The organism is Streptomyces sp. NPDC004838 (assembly GCF_053600955.1).
In genome coordinates this window covers 356,791-374,270 of sequence record NZ_JBSGAW010000003.1, presented here as the reverse complement: position 1 = coordinate 374,270, position 17,480 = coordinate 356,791, and the positions used below count along the sequence as shown (strand labels likewise).

Here is a 17,480-nt window from a genome sequence, read left to right as displayed (position 1 = left end):
GGCCGAGGAGGGAACACCCATGCCTGACGAGGACATCTACCGGCTCGCCCTTGCCGTACTCACCCTGCTGGCGCTGTTGCTGGCGGCCGGGCTCGCCGTCACGGCACGACGAGGACGACGCCTCGCCGCCGACCTCGAAGCCCTCCGCCGCTCCGCCGGGGAGCCCGCCCTGCAGGCCCGGGAACGGGCGGGGGCACTGGAGGCCGACTACCGCAGCCGGCTCGCCGCGGGCGAACAGGAACTGGCACGGCTGAGGGCGGCCGAGGCCCAGGCCCGCACCGAACTCGGGGTCGGCGCCCTGGAGACCGCGCGCCACCGGCAGGAGGCCGAGACCGCCCGGGCCGAGGCCGACGCCCACGGGCGGAACGCCGAGCGGTTCCGCGCCGACGCGGAGGCCGCCCGCGCCGGGGAGGAGACCGCCCGGACGGACGCGGAAACCGCCCGCGCCGAGGCCGAGGCACTCGCGGACGCCCTGGCGCGGCTGAGGGCCGAGAGCGAGGGCGACCGAGTCCGCCTGGTGCCGGAACTCCCCACGGCCGGGCCCGGCGCGGAGACCGACACCGGCTCCGGACAGGTGCCGGCGGACCTGGACCCCGTACCCGACACCGAGGCCGACGGCGGTGACCAGGGCGCCCTCCGGATCAGGGCCGCCTCCGTCCGAGGTCTCCGGCACCGCCGGGCGGCCGTCCCCCGCCGGGACGCCTTCGTGCTGCGCAGCTACGACGGGCGCTTCAACCGCCCGTTCACCCTCGCCGCGCTCGCCGCCGGGAACCCCGTCGGCAACTGGGCCCAGATCGCGGCACGCCGGACCTGCCTCAGCCTCGCCGATCAACTCGCCGGCCAGGCAGGCACCCTGGAACAGGTCCTCTCCGGCGGCGACCACGGAGTGCTTCGGGAACTGCTGCATTCCGTCGTCACCGGGACCGCGGACTCCCTGACCCGGCTCGCCCAGTCCCGGAACGCCGCCTCCACCGCCTCGGTCGCCACCGACTTCGTCGCCGTGCTCTCCCCGATGGGCGACACCGAGGAACGCGACCATCTGGTCTTCGGCGTCGGACCCTGCGGAGCGCTCCGGCTGCGCAACGGCCGCTGGGAGCGCCTCCCGCTGCCCGGCACCCACGCGAACCCGGCCCCCAGCCCCTTCGACCGGGGCGGGAGGACCCTCTGGTACGGAACGGCCAGTACCGTGCCCGATGACGTCCTGGTGCTCTGCAGCCCCGCCACCCTCGATCTCCTCCAGAACACCCACGTCCAGGACTTCCTCGGCGATCAGTGGTCCGCCGGCGCGCCCCATCTCCCCGAGTTCCTCTGGCAGTTCGGCGTCCGCACCCGTGGCGCCGCCGGGGACCGTACCGCGGTCTGTCTCTGGGACTCCGGCTCCGTCTCCCGGATCGGATCCGCCGCCCCGCCCGCCGCCGAGGAGGGCTGAGGCCGTCCGTACGACGAGCACCGGCGCGCCCCCGGCGGGCGCGCCGCGCGCGGGGACGCCCGAGGGGTGCCGTCAGGCACCGTAGCCGGAGGCCCACGTTCGGATGAATGACAAAGCGTCAAGCCGCCCATCGGGTAACCGCCTTGTCGATGCGTCCGTTCACCGAGGCGATCCCGGCCGCCGCCGCCGTCGTCGTGCGGTGCGGGGAGGCGACGCCGCACCCTGATCGCCGCGTGCCAGGGCAGGACCCGTGGGCGGACGGTATCCGCCCGCCACGGGGCGAGGTTTCGGAATCGATGTTCCCCGGCTGATGTCGGAAGGGCCCCGCGATTGGCCGGAAGGTTGTGTTTGGCGACTTACCGTCTGGTTTTCCGGCCGGAGGAGATCGCCGACCGTGCCATGCTTCCGCCCGGCCTCACCACCACCTCGACGCTCGGGGAGCTCATGGCCCTCTCACTCCAGGAATTGCTCGATCTCTTTCCCGGTTCCGGCGACGACTTCGGCATCCCCTTCGACCGGCTCAGAGAGCTGGGAGGGGTGCCCGAACTGCTCGCGACCTGGCTCCAGTCGTCGGATCTGACCGTCGGGGGGTCCATCCCCGACCGGGGGAACCTGACCGTCGAAGGGACGCTCTCCTTCACCCTCGTCGACGGGCCCTGCCCCGTGGTCGTGGCCTTCACCGTCGACGGCACGCAGACGGTCACCGGGGTCAGCCTCGACTTCACCCTCCCGTCATCGGACGACGACGAGGCCGTCCGTGCTCCCGGCGGTCCCGGTGACCCCGGCGGTCCCGGCGCTCAGAGCACGAAGAGCCTGGACCCGGTGCGCACAGAGGCCCAGGCCGACGAGGCGTACAAGGCGTACAAGGCATACAAGGAGAACGACGAGGAGGACGAGGAGGATCCGGGGTTCACCCCGCATCTCGTCCTCAGCGTCGGCGCCCAGCTCTCCGCCGCCCTGTCCCTGCCCTTCGCCGGCGGGGAGAAGGAGATGGTCTTCACCGCCACCTACGACGGCGGCACCGTCATCGGCGACTGGTCCTCCGACGAGGGCCTGTCCTGGGACGACATCGCCGACGCCCTCGGCACCGCCCCCGCCGAACTCCCGTCCGCGCTGGTGCCCTCCCTCCACCAGGTCGCCTTCGCCTACGAGAAGCGCAAGCGCGCCGTCGTCCTGAGCGCGCGCACCGAGTACGTCCAGCTGGCCTGGGCCTCCCTGCCCCAGAAGCGCTCCGCCATCGGCACCGGCCGCCGACTGCGGGTCGTTCTGCTCCAGGGCGTCTACGAGGCGGGTCTCGCCGACCTCCCCACCGTCGGCGAGCACATCCCCCTGGAGGACGACCTCGTCTTCGCCGGACTCCAGGCGTTCCATCTCTCCGCCCCGATGAAGACCCGCAAGGTGAAGGCCGTCAACGAGCTGCTGGGCAATGTGGGGGTCAACCTCGGACTGCCCTCCCGCGACCTGACCGCCGGAGCCTCCGTCGCCGTCACCGGCGGCATCGCCCTCACCGCCAAGAACTACGCCCTGGTCTATCCGCTGCGCCGCAGAAAACCCGGCACCGGCCCCGGCCCGGTCCCGCCGCCCTTCGCGCCCGTACCCGCCGCGCGGACCGCGCCCTCCGCGCCGCCGGGACTCCCGGCCGTCGCCGCGGACGAGGACACCCCCGAGCCCGCCAAAGCCTCCCTCCCCGTCGACGCCGTCTTCGGCCCGCTGCGGATCTCCGAGATCTCCCTCGGCTACGCCGACGGCACCGTCCGGATCACCGTCGACGCGACCCTCGACGCCGGGGGCATCGAACTCGGCGCCTCCGGGCTCGGCTTCACCGTCCGCATCGACCGGGGCGACGGCGACTGGGACTTCACCCCCGTCCTGAGCGGCCTGGGGCTCGCCTACGACCGGCCCCCCGTCCGGATCGCCGGAGCCTTCCTCGCCAAGCAGTCCGAGCCGCCCTACGAGCAGCTCTTCGCGGGCATGGCGGTGATCGAGGCCAAGGTCCTCAGCATCAAGGTCCTCGGCGCCTACGCCCGCGCCGAGGGCGGCTTCCCCTCCCTCTTCCTCTACGGCGTACTCGGCGGGCGCTCCGGCCTCGGGCCGCCCCCGTTCCAGGTGCGCGGCATCGCGGCCGGGTTCGGCTACAACAGCTCCGTACGGGTGCCCGCCCCCGCCGACACCCCGTACTTCCCGTTCGTCGCCGAACTCGCCCAGGGCGGCGAGGCCCGGCCCCCGCTGGAGGTCCTCGACTCCCTGCTCGACGGCACCGGCGGCCGGCCCCCGTGGATCACCCCCGAATCCGGGCGGATCTGGTTCGCCCTCGGCATCGACTTCACCGTCTTCCGGATGGTCGACGCCCAGGCCCTCGCCCTGGTGGAGTTCGGCGACGACTTCACCGTCGCCGTGCTCGGGCTCGCCACCGCCTCCTTTCCCCTCGGACGCGGCACCGGCCCCGTCTTCGCCCGGATCCAGCTCGCGCTCCAGGCCCTCTACACCTCGCGCGACGGCATGCTCGCGCTCGCCGCCGAACTCACCCCCGAGTCCTTCGTCCTCGACCCGGACTGCCGGCTCACCGGCGGGCTCGCCTACCGCACCTGGTTCTCCGGGCCGCACGCCGGGGACTTCGTCTTCAGCCTCGGCGGCTACCACCGCGACTTCGACCCGCCCGCGCACTACCCCGTCGTCCCCCGGCTCGGCTTCACCTGGGGCATCTCCGACGTCGTCACCGTCCGGGGCGAGGCGTACTGCGCCCTCACCCCCTCCGCGCTGATGGCGGGCGGACGGCTGGAGGTCGCCTTCCACTCGGGCATCGTGGACGCCTGGCTCACCGCCCGGCTGGACGCCCTGATCCAGTGGAAGCCGTTCTACTTCCGGCTCGGCATCGGCGTCCGCATCGGCTTCTCGGTGGACCTGTGGCTCTTCACCGTCCGAGGCGAGGTCGGCGTCGACCTCGATCTCTGGGGCCCGCGCGTCGGCGGCATCGCCACCGTCCACCTCTGGTGCATCGACTTCGACGTCTCCTTCGGCGCGAGCGCCCGGAAGTCCCCGCCCCCCGTCTCCTGGGACGAGTTCCGGGAACAACTGCCCGCCCGGGACCAGATGCTGCGCATCACCCCGCTCAGCGGCATCCTCCCCGAGGAGGAGTCCGTCCGCGCCCGCCGCCTGGCCGCCGGGGACGAGCGCTGGGTGGTCTCCGCCGACGGCTTCTCCTTCTCCACCACCACCGCCGTCCCCGCGTCGAAGGCCACCGCCGGGACGAAGACCGTCGACGGCAAACCCCTCGACATCCGGCCCATGGACGTCACCGGAATCGACTCCCTGCACACCCTGACCGTCACCCTGGACGACCGTCCCTTCGACCCACACGCCCGCGGCTGGATCATCACGGAGGACACCTCCGCCGTACCGAAGGCGCTGTGGGGCGCGGGTGAGCCCGACCCCCACGACTCCCTCGTCCCCGGGCAGCTCCTCGGGCTCACCGTCGTCGTGCCGCCGCCCCAGGACGGGCCCACCCCCGGCGAGATGACCGATGTCTCGCTCGGCCACGAGGACCTGGCGCCCAGCGACGCCCTGCCCGTCGCCCCCGCCGACCCGCCCACCGGCCCCGTGCCCGAACGCTGGCAGGACGGCACCCCCACCCCCATCGCGACCATCGCCGACACCGTCGCCACCACCACGGTCCCCGCCCGGAACGCCCTCCACACGGAGCTGACGGCCCTCGGGCTCGCCCCGCCCGGCCACCACGACTCCCTGGACGGCTTCGCCGCCCGTGCCGCGAGCACCTTCACCGCCGAACCGCTGACGATCTGAAGCGCGCCACGGGAGCCGCCATGACCGAGACCACCGCCGAACAGACCCCCAGGTTCACCGTCCACTTCCACGACGACCACATCGCCCCCGCCCCCGCCGGGCTCTACACCGCCGCCCTCCAACACACCGTCGAGGGCCCCGGAGTCGACGACGCCCTGCTCCCCGTCCAGAAGGACTTCGAGATCCGGGCCCCGCAGTTCACCCTGGACGACTCCTTCGTCCACGCCCTGCACCCCGCGCCCGGCGCATCCGGCGCCTTCGAGTACGTACTGCCGCACATCACCCTCAACCGGCTGATCCTGCCGTGGGAACGCAGCCCCGACCCGGACGACCTCACCCTGCCCTGGCTGGCGCTGCTGCTCTTCGCCGAGGAGGAACTGCCCGACGACCCCAAGGCCCAGGGCACCACCCGCATCCGGACCGTACGGGAGGTGACCCGGAACACCGACCCCACCGTCCTCACCCCCGAGATCAACCGGGTCCCCGAGGAACTGCTCGACAGCGAGTGCGCCACCGTCGACATCCCCGCCGACGTCTACGCCGCCCTCATCCCGCGCAAGCGGGAGCTGCGCCACCTCTGCCATCTGCGCAGAGTCCGCGACCGGCAGGCCGCCCGCGTCCTCGGACCCGCCGGGGAGATCCTGGAGACCGGTGACTACGGCGTCGTCGTCGCCAACCGCTTCCCCCGCACCGCCGGACGGTACGCCGCCCATCTCGTCGCCCTCGAAGGCTTCGCCGAACACCTCGACGGCGCGCGCCCCACCCAGGACACCGTCCGGATGGTGTCCCTCGTCGCCTGGTCCTTCGAAGCGGTCCCCGACGCGGGCGGCCACTTCGCCGCCCTCATCCGCGCACTCGCCGAGGACCCGGCGGGACTCGGACTCCGGCTGACCGGCCCACGGCCCGCGCAGGGCCCCGCCGCCGACCGGCTCGCACAGGGCTACGCCCCCGTCGGACACGTCCTGCCCTCCGGGGAGCGCACCTTCGCCTGGTACCGGGGACCGCTCACCCCCGTCGTCCCCCAGCAGCCGCCCGGCATCGGCGACACCCCGCTGCGCCACGCCGACGAAGCCCTGATCTACCTCACCGACACCGGAGTCCTCGACGTCGGCTACGCGTCCGCCTTCACCCTCGGCCGGGCCCTCGCCCTCTCCGACGACACCCTGGCGAGCGCGCTGGCCGCCTTCCGCTCCCGCTCCCGCCGGGTCGCGGCACGGGCCCTGGTGCACTCCCGTACCGCCGTCTCACTCGCGGCGGACAGCGCCCACCCGGCCCGCGACCGCTTCCACCGGCTGATCGAGGACGGACTCGGCGAACGGCTGCACCGGGCCGCCCGCACCACCGGGACCGCCACCGCGGGGAAGCCTCGCCGCCAAACCGGGGGAGTGCCCCGGCCCCCGTCCGTGGCCGCGCTGCGCGACGGAACGCTCCGCGCGGGACCCCTCCGCGACGGGCTGCTCCGCGCGCTCGACCAGCCCATCGCCGAGCTGCGCGACACCGTCGACCAGGTGACCCTGATCGCCCGGACACCCCTGCACCACCTGGTGCCCGACGCCCGGATGCTGCCCGCGGAGAGCCTGCGGTTCTTCCACGTCGACCCCTGGTGGTGCGCCGCGCTGCGGGACGGCGTCCTCAGCACCGGCATCGGCACCACCCTCGACGAGGTGGTCAACCGCATGGCGTACGACACCCTCGACGCCCCCCGCCCGCTCTCCGGTCTCCTCATGCGCTCCGCACTGGTCCGGGGCTGGCCCGAGGTCGTCGTCGAACCCCTGCGCACCGGGACCGGGCTGCTCGACATCGTCCACCGCAGGATCATCGGCCCCGATCTGCTCCTCTGCCTCATCGACGGGGTGCCCGACGAGGTCGTGTTCCGCGAGCCCCACGCCGGAATCCACTTCGGCGTCGACGAGGCAGACCGCATCGGACTGCGCCGGCTCACCCCACCGGTCGGGGACTCCCTCGGCGAGGAAGCCTCCTTCCCCGCCGACGGCGACATCACCCGCGTTCTGCGGACCTCCCACGGCGGAACCGTCCCCGAGATCCTGAGCGTCACCGTCGGCCCCGACCCGCTGGTCCCCGCACTGGCCGCAGCCCTGCGGGACCTCGGCGAACTCCCCGACGGCCAGGACCTGTCGCCCGGCGCGCTCGCCGTGGAACTCGTCAACGCCCCGCAGCGGATCACCTTCACCCCCGGCCGACGTTAGGAACCCGTACGAGATGGACGCCCCTACCTCCTCGAACTCCCTGATCGTCCCCGTGCAGGTGGACACCCTGCTGGTCAACAAGCGCGTACGCGCCAACGAGCCCTTCCGCCGCTGGTACCCCGACTTCGAACGGCTCGACCAGCGGGTACAGCCCGAACCCGACCCCTTCGGCAGCGCCTCGTCCGACAAACCCGACCACGGCGCCCATGTGCACTGGCAGCTCCCCGACGCACTCCGGCGCGGAGAACAGGACGGACCCGCCGGACGGGTCCGCTTCCGCCACGTCCCCAACCGCTGGCTGGTCGTCCGCTACAGCCGCCCCGCCAACGCCCCCGAACAGACCCCCACCGCCACCGGCTGGGTCGTCGACAGCGACTTCCTCGACGACGACGAGGGCACCTCCCCCTTCCTCGACCCCACCGCGCCCCGACTGGTGCCCGCCTGGATCGGCCGCGCCGTCTCCGTCACCACCGACCCCTTCGACGGACGTGAGTCCGACACGCCCTTCCTCACCGCCGTCGGCCCCGGACTGCCCACCTTCTCCGCCTTCCAGCCCTACAACGAGAACGTCTTCTCCCTGCACGACCCGCTCACCGGCCTCACCGAACCCACCCTCCTCGGCTACGCCGTCGTCGGCTGGTACTCCGACCCGCGGTGGGACATCCTCCACGCGCCCCCCGGCGGCGACGTCCGCGCCTGGCTGGAGACCCTGCGCTGGGACACGACCGACCCCGCCCTCACACCCACCCGCTCCTACTGCGCGGGCACCTCCCTCGGCCTTCGCTGGGACCTCGAAGGCGAACGGCCCACCCCCGACCGCAAACCGGACGACATCAACGCCATCGACGTCGCCGTCGGCCATGTCGCCCCCGACGCCGCCACCGCGCTCACCCCCGCCGCCCTGGACGACCCCGAAGCGGCCCTGCTCTGGGAGGCGTTCGGCTACGACCTCCTCGACGTGCTCGACGAGGACGGCGAGAGCGCCCTCGACCAGGCCCTGCGCCGCACCTGGTTCGGCGCCGAGGAAGGCGGCTACCGCTGGCGCGTCGTCGACCGCCCCCAACCCCCGGGCGAGCGGCGCCGGCAGCGCACCGACCGGGAGACCGCGGACGAGCGGGAGTGGCTTGACGGACTCAACCGGGCCCAGTCCGCCCATGACACCGCCCTGCGCGACCTCGCCCACATCCAGCGCCGCCTCTACGGGCTGTGGTGGCTGCGCGGACGCAGCAGCAGGCCCCAGGGCTGGGACAACCGCTGCGACGCCCAGCTCAAGCAGGACGACGAGACCTCCCTGGCGGGGAAGGTACGGACCGCCGTCGACGCGCTGTTCGGCGCGGACGGGCTGCGCTCGAAGATCCCCTGGGGCGACACCCCCGAGGAACTGGCCCGGAGGACCGCCGAGTTCGCCGAGGGGAACATCGCCCCCGACCGCGAACTCCAGCGCTGCCCCGAACCCCCCTTCCACAGCACCCCCGACCCCTCCGTCGTCGTCCGAGGCGCCCGGCTCGACCGCCAGCTCACCGACGAGAACGCCCTGCTCTGCCGTACCGCCGCCGAGACCGTCACCGGCGTGGTCATCGGCGGCACCATGACCCCGGCACCGGCCGCGCCGCCCGCGCCCCAACTCGGCGGACTCCCCGGACAGGACGTGATCGCCGCCCTGCTGAAGGAGTTCTTCCTCCTCGACCGGGCCGCCCTCAGCGGCGACGACCTGGAACAGGCCATCGCCGACGACACCCGTGTCCAGGGCACCCTCGCCCGCTGGACCCGCCCCTGGGAACAACCCTGGTCCCCGCTCCACATCATCTGGAAGACGGACTGCCACCCCACCCCGTACCACAGCGAAGGCGCGGACCACTGGAGCTTCGACGGCACCCGCTACACCTGGGAAGGCACCGGCGCCGTGGACCCCAGCACCCTCACCGGACGGGCCCTCCTCAATCCGCTGCTCCCCTTCAACACCCGCTCCCGGCTCGCCCAGCACATCCGCACCCACCCCCGTGGGCCCGTGGCCGAACTGGCGGCCCTGAAGGAGAAGACCGCCGAGGACGACGATCTGTCCCAGCGCATCGACGGAGTGAACCTCTGGCTCGCCCAGCACTCGCCCGCCTTCAACCTCCGCACCGAACTCGTCGACACCAGCAGCTCCCGCGTCCCGCTGAGCGAGGTGCCTGACCCCGGCCCGGTGAGCGAGCCGCCGAGGGATTTCCGCCCCGTCCGCGCCGGACAGCTCGCCTTCGAACAGCTCCACGTCATCGACCGCTTCGGCCGCTCCCTCGCCGTCATCAGCCCCGACAACATGCTCCAGTACGAGGTGAAGCGCGCCGACAGCGTCGTCCCGGACATCCCCGTCAACGAGGAGAACGAATACCGCTACATCCAGCTGCCGCCCCGGCTGCTCCAGCCCGCCCGGCTCCGCTTCGACCACGTCTCCGCCCTCGACGACCACCGGCGGATCGACGCCGAGGACGGACCCGCCGCGGCGTACGGCGACACCCCCGTCTGCGGCTGGCTGATCGCCAACCGGCTCTCGGACTCCCTGCTGGTGCACGCCCCCGACGGCACCGCGCTCGGCGAGATCAGGGCGGTCCTCGACACCGGCCACCGGCGGACCACCGACTGGGACCCGCTGCCCGGATCCCCGTACCCGGAGGTCGACGACGGCACCCCCGCCGGGCGGGAGTTCCAGCAGGATCTGCCCCACCTCCACGGCTTCGTCACCGGACTCCTCGACGGCGGCCCCGACGCCTTCGACGCCCTGCTCGCCACCGTCGACAGCGCCCTGTCCGCGACCGCCCCCCAGGGCGAGGACACCAGCCTCGCCGCCCTCGTGGGACGCCCCATGGCGCTGCTGCGCAGCCGGGTACGGCTGGAACTCGACGGGCCCGCGATGACCGCGTCCTCCTGGGAGGAAGTCCTCTCCCCCTCCGAGCCCGAGTTCACCGAGTACCGGTGGAACGTCCGGCTGGGCGCCGGGGACATCATCAGCGACGGACTGGCCGGATTCTTCACCGGCACCGACTACACCACGCTCCACACCGTCGCCGAACGCCCCAGCGCCCTCCCCGTCGACGAACCGGACCCCGACCGCGTCGGTGCCGAACCCGGCGCTCCGGGCTACACCGTCCCCATCGACGGACACGAGATCGCCCTGCGGGCGCGCCCCGCGACCGGCGACCATCCCCCCGAGGACACCCGTGCGGACGAGGACACCGACACCGCCTGGCTGACCCTGCTCGCCGACCCCTGGGCCGCCGTCCACGCGGTCAGCGACATTCTGCCGGTGGCCCGGCTGGAGCTGCCGGAGACCTGGGTGCGCACCCCTCTGGGCCGGGTCCGGCTCGCTTTCCGGATGGGCCCGCTGCTCGCGGGCACCCGGACGATCCCCGGCGCGGAAGGCACCGAACCCACCGAACACCTCGTCATGCCCGGTCCCTCCGGCCGGCGCGGCTCCTGGTCCTGGGCCGAGCCGGCGTCCGGCAGCGGCGGGACGGGGGAGTGGACCACCCGCCCCCTCGCCCAGCCCGACGCCCCCCTCGCCCTCAGCGACACCACTCCCGCGGCCCGCTTCGGCTTCCTCCAGCTCAGCGGGGCGCTCGACGAGTCCGGCCCCGGCGAACAGCCCCAAGGGAGCAGCGCATGACCACCGTGCTCGGCTATCGCGTCCACACCAGCCCCTCCCCGCTGCGGATCAGCACCGCCGCACAGGTCAGCCGTGCCACCGTCGACGTCGTCGTCACCAACGACGGCCCGGAGCCGGCCGTCTGCGAGGCCGTCACCGTCACCCTCCCCTCCGGCACCGGGCCCGGCAGCCTCACCGCGCTGCCCCAGACCGTCAGCGCCACGGTCGACGACCCCGCGTGGGCGGCGGAGCACCGGGGCGGCGGAGTCTTCGCGCTCCGCCCGGCCGCCCCCGGCACCCCGCTGCCGCCCGGCGGACGGATCACCCTCACCCTCGCCGGGATCGTCGTGGACAGCGTGCCCGGCACCGTCACCCTCGACATCGCCGAGACCCTTCCGGCCGACGGACCGGCACGGAGCGCCGACGGACCGGTACGGAGCGCCGACGGACCGGTACGGGGCACCGACGGACCGGTACGGAGCACGGCGGTCACCGGAGCCCGGCTGGCCAAGGCCGCCCCGGACGCCCTCCTGGAGGACTTCCGGCCCGACAAGGCGGGCGTGTCCAACGGCGAGACGGTGACCCTGACCTGGAAGTGCCAGGAGGGCCCCGACTTCGACCTCTTCTTCGACGACCAGCGCATCTCCGTCAACGGCTTCATCAGCGACGGCAACGGAAGCTGGACCTCGCACCCCCTGACCCGGGCGACCGCCTTCATGCTGCTGGCCTCCACCACAGAGGACGGGCGTCCCGTCACCTACGGGCTGACCACCGCCGTGACGGTGGACGTCCCCGACCTGGAGGTCGGGGACCTCGACGCCAACGGCACGGTCCGGCTCTTCGGGCAGGCCCAGGAGATCCCGGTCACCACCCAGAGCGACGCCATGACCTACTTCGCCGACACCGACGGCGTCCTGACCGGCTACGTCAAGACCACCCGGACCGACGTCATGGCCGAACTCTCCGTCCTCGTCACCCCGCCGGGGCTGCGACGGCAGAAGTTCGCCACCCAGTCCTGGGACGTGCGCGGCGGCAGCGACAACCAGGAGGCGAGCCTCTTCGTCCCCGTACCGAAGGACGCGACGATCCGGGTCGTCTCCAAGGGGGAGGACTTCACCGCCTCCCTGACCTGGTTCCCCCTCGGCACCGGCCCGCTGCGCGAGTACACCCCGGCCTGACCACCGCCGACCGACCACGCCCCTCCAGGAGGTACCGCCATGACCCCGTCCTCCCTCGTACCCTCCGGTATCGACGCCGCGTTCGGCGTCCCCGGCACCGCCGGCCCGCTGATCTACTTCGTCCGGGGCGGCTGGGCCGTGGAGCACGACGCGGGGGCGGTCGCCCCGCCGCTGCGCGGCGCCGCCGTCGCCGATCTGTGGCCGAAGCTGCCCGCCGCCTACCGGGGCGGGTTCGACGGCGCCTGCGCCACCGACGGCCCGGAGGTCCACTTCTTCCAGGGCGCCACCACCGTCCGCTACGACGTGGTGAAGAACGAACCGGTCGGCGGGACATCCCCGGTCCCGATCGGCAGCCGCTTCCCCGGACTGAACAAGGACGCTCCCGACTTCACCCAGGGCATCGACGCCGGGGTCCCGAACCCCGACGGCACGCTCTACCTCTTCCGGGGTGAGAGGTGTGTCGTCTACGACCCCGAGACCGACGAAGTCCTCGACCACGGCACCATCGCGGAGATCTGGCGCACCCCCGAATTCCCGGACGCGGAGGTCTACCAGGGGGTCGTCGCGGCCTTCAGCCACCCCGCCACCAGCAACGGCTATCTGGTCACCCGTGACGGCGTCCGGGCCGCGCAGTGCAACACGGACCGGAGCAAGATCACCTCCGCGCCGGGTCTGCTGCGGGAGCGCTGGCCCTACCGCACCTTCCTGAGCGTGACGGACAACACCGAGGAACTGCTGCGGGTGTACGACGCGGCGAGCGGGCAGCAGATCCTCCAGACCACGATCGGCCGCTCGGGCCAGGTCACCTTCTCCGTGGACGGCTTCCTCGGCTTCGCCCCCGTCTACCGGGACCGCAGCCTGGTCGTCTGCGATCTCACCGCGGGCACCGTGGACACCGTCGACCTCGGCGGCAGCCCCTACGGGGTCACCGCGCTGCCCGACGGGTCGGCGGTCTACGTCGGTGATCTCGACGGCCCCCAGATCCGCTCCGTCGACCTCGCGACCGGAGCCGTCACCTCCATCCAGGCCGGGGGCACGCCGTCGGCGCTCGTGGCCGCTCCCGACAGCCGCTCCGTCTATGTGAGCTGCCGGGGCTCGGGAGACGTCGCGGTGGTGGACACCGCGAGCGGGACCGTGGTCCGCAGGCTGGGCGATTTGACGACGCCGACGGACGTGGTGGTCACCCCCGACGGCCGCAACCTCGCCGTCCTGGACCCGACCTCCGGCAGCAGCTTCGTCGCCCTGCTGACCACCTCCGGCACCGGAACGGCCCGGCTCGTGCCGACCGGGCGGGACCTCATGGGCATCGCCGCCTTCCCGGACTCCCGGACGGTCTACGCGGCCGACCTCGGCCCGGAGGTCCGGGTGATCGACGTCCCGAGCGCGAGCCAGAAGGGCACCGTCACCACGACGGGACGGGCCTCGTCGGTCGCCGTCACTCCGGAGGGCGACCGGCTCTTCGTCGTCGCGTACACGGCCGACGTGGTCCAGATCTTCGACCCGGTGAGCGGTGAGCGGGACGGGGAGATCCCGCTGGGCTCCGCCCTGACCGACTACGGCTATCTCTCCACCGGCCTCGCCTGGGGCTGAGCGGGACCGGTCAAGCTGAGCGGCACCGGTCGAAGATACGGAGACCAGGACCGGTTGAAGAGACGGAGACCAGGACCGGTCGAAGAGAAGGCACGGAGACAAGGAGCCGAAGCCATGGTCCATCGTGACTCGGAGGAGAGCCCCCTCGCCGTCACCTACGAGGTGGCCACCCGGCCCTCGCCCCTTCAGGTGTCCCAGGGCTCCACTCCGGCCCTGGCGTCCGTGGACGTGATCCTCACCAACCACCGGGACGAGACCGTAAGCCCCGAGAGGGTCGTCTTCTCCTTCCCGGTGGGGGACGGCCCGGGGGACCTCACGGCCAACCCCGGCGGTATCGAGCCCCGCCTCGACGACTCCCGGCGCTGGCGGCTGGATCCCGACCCCGACCGCCCCGGCACGTTTCTGCTCGAGCCCAAACGCGGCGGAAAGCTGGAGCCGGGGGAGGAACTGGAGGTGACCTTCGCCCATATCCAGATCAACTCGGCGGTCGGCACCAGCCGGCTCACGGTCACCGAGACCGTCGAGGGCGGAAGCGGGCCCAAGAGCGAGGAACACCCCCTGGCCAAGGTCCCCGCCGGGTTCACCGTCGGGGACTTCCGCCCCGAGTACATCCTCGTCGACAGCGGTGAGAGCGCTGTCCTCACCTGGCGCGGGGAGAACAGGCCCGGAGCCGCCTACACCATGCTCCACGCCGGTGAGCCCGTCGACGTCACACAGGTCAAGCGCTGGGAGTCGCCGCCGCTGCACCAGGACACCGCGTTCACCCTGGTGGTCGAGGTGACGGTCGACGGCAGCACCGCCGAGTACGCGCTGAACACCCTGGTCACCGTCGCCCGGCCCGATCTGATGATCCGTCATCTCGCTGTGGGGGGCCAGGTCGTCCTGACCCCGGTCCCCGTGGAGTTCGCGCTCGACGACGATGTCTTCGTACGCGAGTGCACGGCGGAGACCGACGGTTTCCTGATCGGGCACGTCCTCGCCGACGAGGACATCACCGACCCCGCCGCACCGGCGCCGACCCTCGCGGTCACGGTCACCGCGCAGGGAACCGCGCGCCGCAGCAGCGTCCAGTCCCGGACCGTCGCCCGCTCACCCGAGGACCCGGGCAGCGGGCTGACGGCCCTGGTGCCGCGGGGCGCGGCCGTCCGGATCACCCGTGACGACCGCACCGCGTACACCCACCGGCTCGCCTGGATCCCGTTCGGCACCGGCGAACTCCGGACCGGGACGGGACAGGAGGGGGACTGAGTCGGGATCGGGGAAGGAGCCCGCGTCGGCCGACGGGCGAGGTCGGCCGGTCGCCGGGCTCGGAGGTCCGGCCTGCTCGGCTCAGAGGTCCAGGACGAGTCGGTCGCTCTTGCAGCGTCCGACGCAGATCATCATCGTGCGCCCGGCAAGACGTTCCTCGTCGCTGAGCACGGAATCCCGGTGCTCCGGTGTCCCGGCGAGGACTCGGGTCTCGCAGGCGCCGCAGTATCCCTTCTCGCAGTCGTAGGACAGGCCGCTCACGGCATCGCGCAGAACCTCGATGAGGCGGCGGTCGGGCGGCACGGTGAGCGTGCCCCCGCTGCGCGCGAGCTGGACCTCGAAGGCCCGGTTCTCCGCCGCGTCGAACGCCGTTTCGAGGTCGTCGCCTGCGGCGAAGCGCTCCAGGTGCAGCCGGTCGGTGATCTCCAGGCGGGCGCACTCGCGCTCGACGGCCGCCAGCATCGGGCCCGGCCCGCACGCGTACACAGCTGCGTCCGCGTCCAGCCCGCCCAGCAGCCTGGGGAGGTCCGGCAGCCCGGCCTCGTCCTGCGGGAGCAGGGTGAGCGCGTCCCCGGCGACGGCGGCCAGTTCGTCGGCGAACGCCATCGTCGAGCGGGTGCGTCCGCCGTATACGACGGTGAAGGGCGTACCACGTCCGGCGGCCTCGCGGACCATGGCGAGGATCGGTGTGACACCGATGCCGCCCGCGAGGAAGAGGTAGGACTCCGCCGGCACGAGCGGGAAGTGGTTGCGTGGTCCGCGTACCGCGAACGTGACTCCGGAGCGGGCCAGGTCGTGGAGTTCGACCGACCCTCCCCGGCCGTCGGGCTCACGCAGGACCCCGATGCGCCATGTCGTGGCGTCGGCTGGGTCACCGCACAGCGAGTACTGACGCAGCCGGCCCGAGGGCAGACGCAGCTCGACGTGCGCGCCGGGCCGCCATGGGGGGAGTGCGCCCGCGTCCGGCATGCCGAGTTCGACGGCGAGCACGTCCCGCGCCGCCTCGCGCACCGCCGTCACCCGCAGCGGTGTGGGCGTGCTGAGCGTACGGACCGTGCCTGCCCCCGCGGTCGCCCGGGGGCCGGGTGTGAAGACCGCCGGGACCGCGTCCCAGCCGGACTGGTTGCCGCGCGTCGGGTAGGGAACGAGCCCCTCCTCGATCACCCGGTAGTCGGGCAGCCGGGTCAGGACCTGCGTCATCATCGCGCGGAACATGGCTCGGGCGAGGTGGGCGCCGGCGCACCGGTGCGATCCGATCCCGAAGCTGAGGTGCCGACTGGCGTCGCGGTCGAGCCGTACCTGCTCGGGCTCGGGGAACACGGCGGGGTCATGGTTCGCGGCGACCCAGGGGATCAGCACCCGGTCGCCCGCGCGCATCGGGCAGCCACCGATCTCCACGTCCCCGGTGACCGTGCGCGCCATCGACTGCGACGGCGCGAACGCGCGGAGGAACTCATCGGTCGCGCTGTCCAGCAGATCGGGGGAGTCCACCAGCCGCCGGCGCTGCTCGGGGTGGCGAGCGAGGTGGACGAGCGTCGATCCGGTCAGGGAGGTGGTGGTGTCGACGCCGCCCGCGATGAGCAGACCGATCACCGACACCAGCTCGTCCTCGTCGAACTCGCTTCCGTCGGCACGACGGCCGGCCACCAGGGTGCTGACCGCGTCGGCCCGTGGTGCCACGCGGCGATCGGCGATCAACTCGCGGATGCGCTGGTCCATATAGGCCAGACCGGCGGCCCCGCGCACGGCGCGCTCACTGTCGGCCGGTGCGGCGAAGATGTCGTGGATCGGCCCGGCCAGCTTCGCCCAGTCCTCCTCGGGGAAACCCAGCCAGTCCAGGGTGACCGCGGCCGGCAGCGGGTTGGTGAGGTCGCGGACGATGTCGCAGGAGCCGAGCTCGATGAATTCGTCCACGACACGGGCGGCGTGGCGCTCGATCATGGGCACCAGTTGCTCGACCGCCTCCGGGGTCAGCAGCGGGTTGATCAGTTTCCGGTACTCGGTCGAACGCGGCGGGTCGAGCTCGATCGGATACTGTTCGAGCCCCGGTCCCTTGGGGATGACGATGCCGACCCCCTGCCCGCCGTGGTCGCTGCGGGAAGAGGAGAACGTCTCGTCGTCGCGGGCGATGCGGGCCACGTCGGCGTACCGCGTCGTGTAGTGGAAGCCGCCGTGGGCGGCCGAGCGGCCTACCGGGCAGCGCTTACGGAAGCCCGCGTAGTAGGCGACCGGATCGGCGTTGGCCTCGTCGGAGTGGTGGTCGAAGTCGGTGTCAGTGGCGAAGTCGGCGGACATGTGGGCACGCTCCACGTGCTCGGAACTGTGCGCGGTGTTGTCCGGCCGCGCCACCGGATGTCGGCTGCCTCATCGGCGTCGGGTCACCCTAAGCTGCGCCCCTGAGCTTG

At 72.9% G+C, this 17,480-nt stretch carries 8 protein-coding genes; 7 read left to right on the top strand and 1 reads right to left on the bottom strand.

The window, feature by feature from the left end; genetic code table 11:
* Positions 1 to 19: 19 nt before the first annotated feature.
* The 7 genes from ACWEFL_RS06120 to ACWEFL_RS06090 all read left to right on the top strand — a co-directional run bounded on the left by ACWEFL_RS06120 (position 20) and on the right by ACWEFL_RS06090 (position 15,075).
* The gene (locus tag ACWEFL_RS06120) at positions 20 to 1,429 is read left to right on the top strand and encodes a hypothetical protein (RefSeq protein ID WP_451708073.1); all 1,410 of its coding nucleotides are present in this window, start codon (positions 20 to 22) and stop codon (positions 1,427 to 1,429) included.
* A gap of 348 nt (positions 1,430 to 1,777) precedes the next feature.
* The gene (locus ACWEFL_RS06115) at positions 1,778 to 5,230 is read left to right on the top strand and encodes a DUF6603 domain-containing protein (RefSeq protein ID WP_451708071.1); all 3,453 of its coding nucleotides are present in this window, start codon (positions 1,778 to 1,780) and stop codon (positions 5,228 to 5,230) included.
* Positions 5,231 to 5,250: 20 nt separating this feature from the next.
* Positions 5,251 to 7,437, top strand: a complete 2,187-nt coding sequence (locus ACWEFL_RS06110; protein WP_451708068.1) for a hypothetical protein — start codon at positions 5,251 to 5,253, stop codon at positions 7,435 to 7,437.
* A 13-nt stretch (positions 7,438 to 7,450) separates the two neighbouring features.
* Positions 7,451 to 11,080 (top strand): hypothetical protein, encoded by a 3,630-nt coding sequence (locus ACWEFL_RS06105; RefSeq protein WP_451708065.1) that lies wholly within the window; start codon positions 7,451 to 7,453, stop codon positions 11,078 to 11,080.
* Positions 11,077 to 12,237, top strand: coding sequence for a hypothetical protein (locus tag ACWEFL_RS06100; RefSeq protein WP_451708063.1), 1,161 nt, complete (start codon positions 11,077 to 11,079; stop codon positions 12,235 to 12,237). Before ACWEFL_RS06105 ends, ACWEFL_RS06100 begins: the two co-directional genes overlap by 4 nt.
* Positions 12,238 to 12,276: 39 nt before the next feature.
* Positions 12,277 to 13,827: a cell surface protein gene (locus ACWEFL_RS06095; RefSeq protein ID WP_451708061.1), complete on the top strand. Its 1,551-nt coding sequence runs from the start codon at positions 12,277 to 12,279 to the stop codon at positions 13,825 to 13,827.
* A gap of 114 nt (positions 13,828 to 13,941) precedes the next feature.
* Complete coding sequence (locus ACWEFL_RS06090; protein WP_451708058.1) at positions 13,942 to 15,075, top strand: hypothetical protein; 1,134 nt, start codon at positions 13,942 to 13,944, stop codon at positions 15,073 to 15,075.
* A gap of 81 nt (positions 15,076 to 15,156) precedes the next feature.
* Here the strand turns inward: ACWEFL_RS06090 and ACWEFL_RS06085 are convergent, their stop codons facing one another.
* The gene (locus ACWEFL_RS06085; protein WP_451708056.1) at positions 15,157 to 17,370 is read right to left on the bottom strand and encodes a cytochrome P450/oxidoreductase; all 2,214 of its coding nucleotides are present in this window, start codon (positions 17,368 to 17,370) and stop codon (positions 15,157 to 15,159) included.
* Positions 17,371 to 17,480 lie beyond the last annotated feature (110 nt).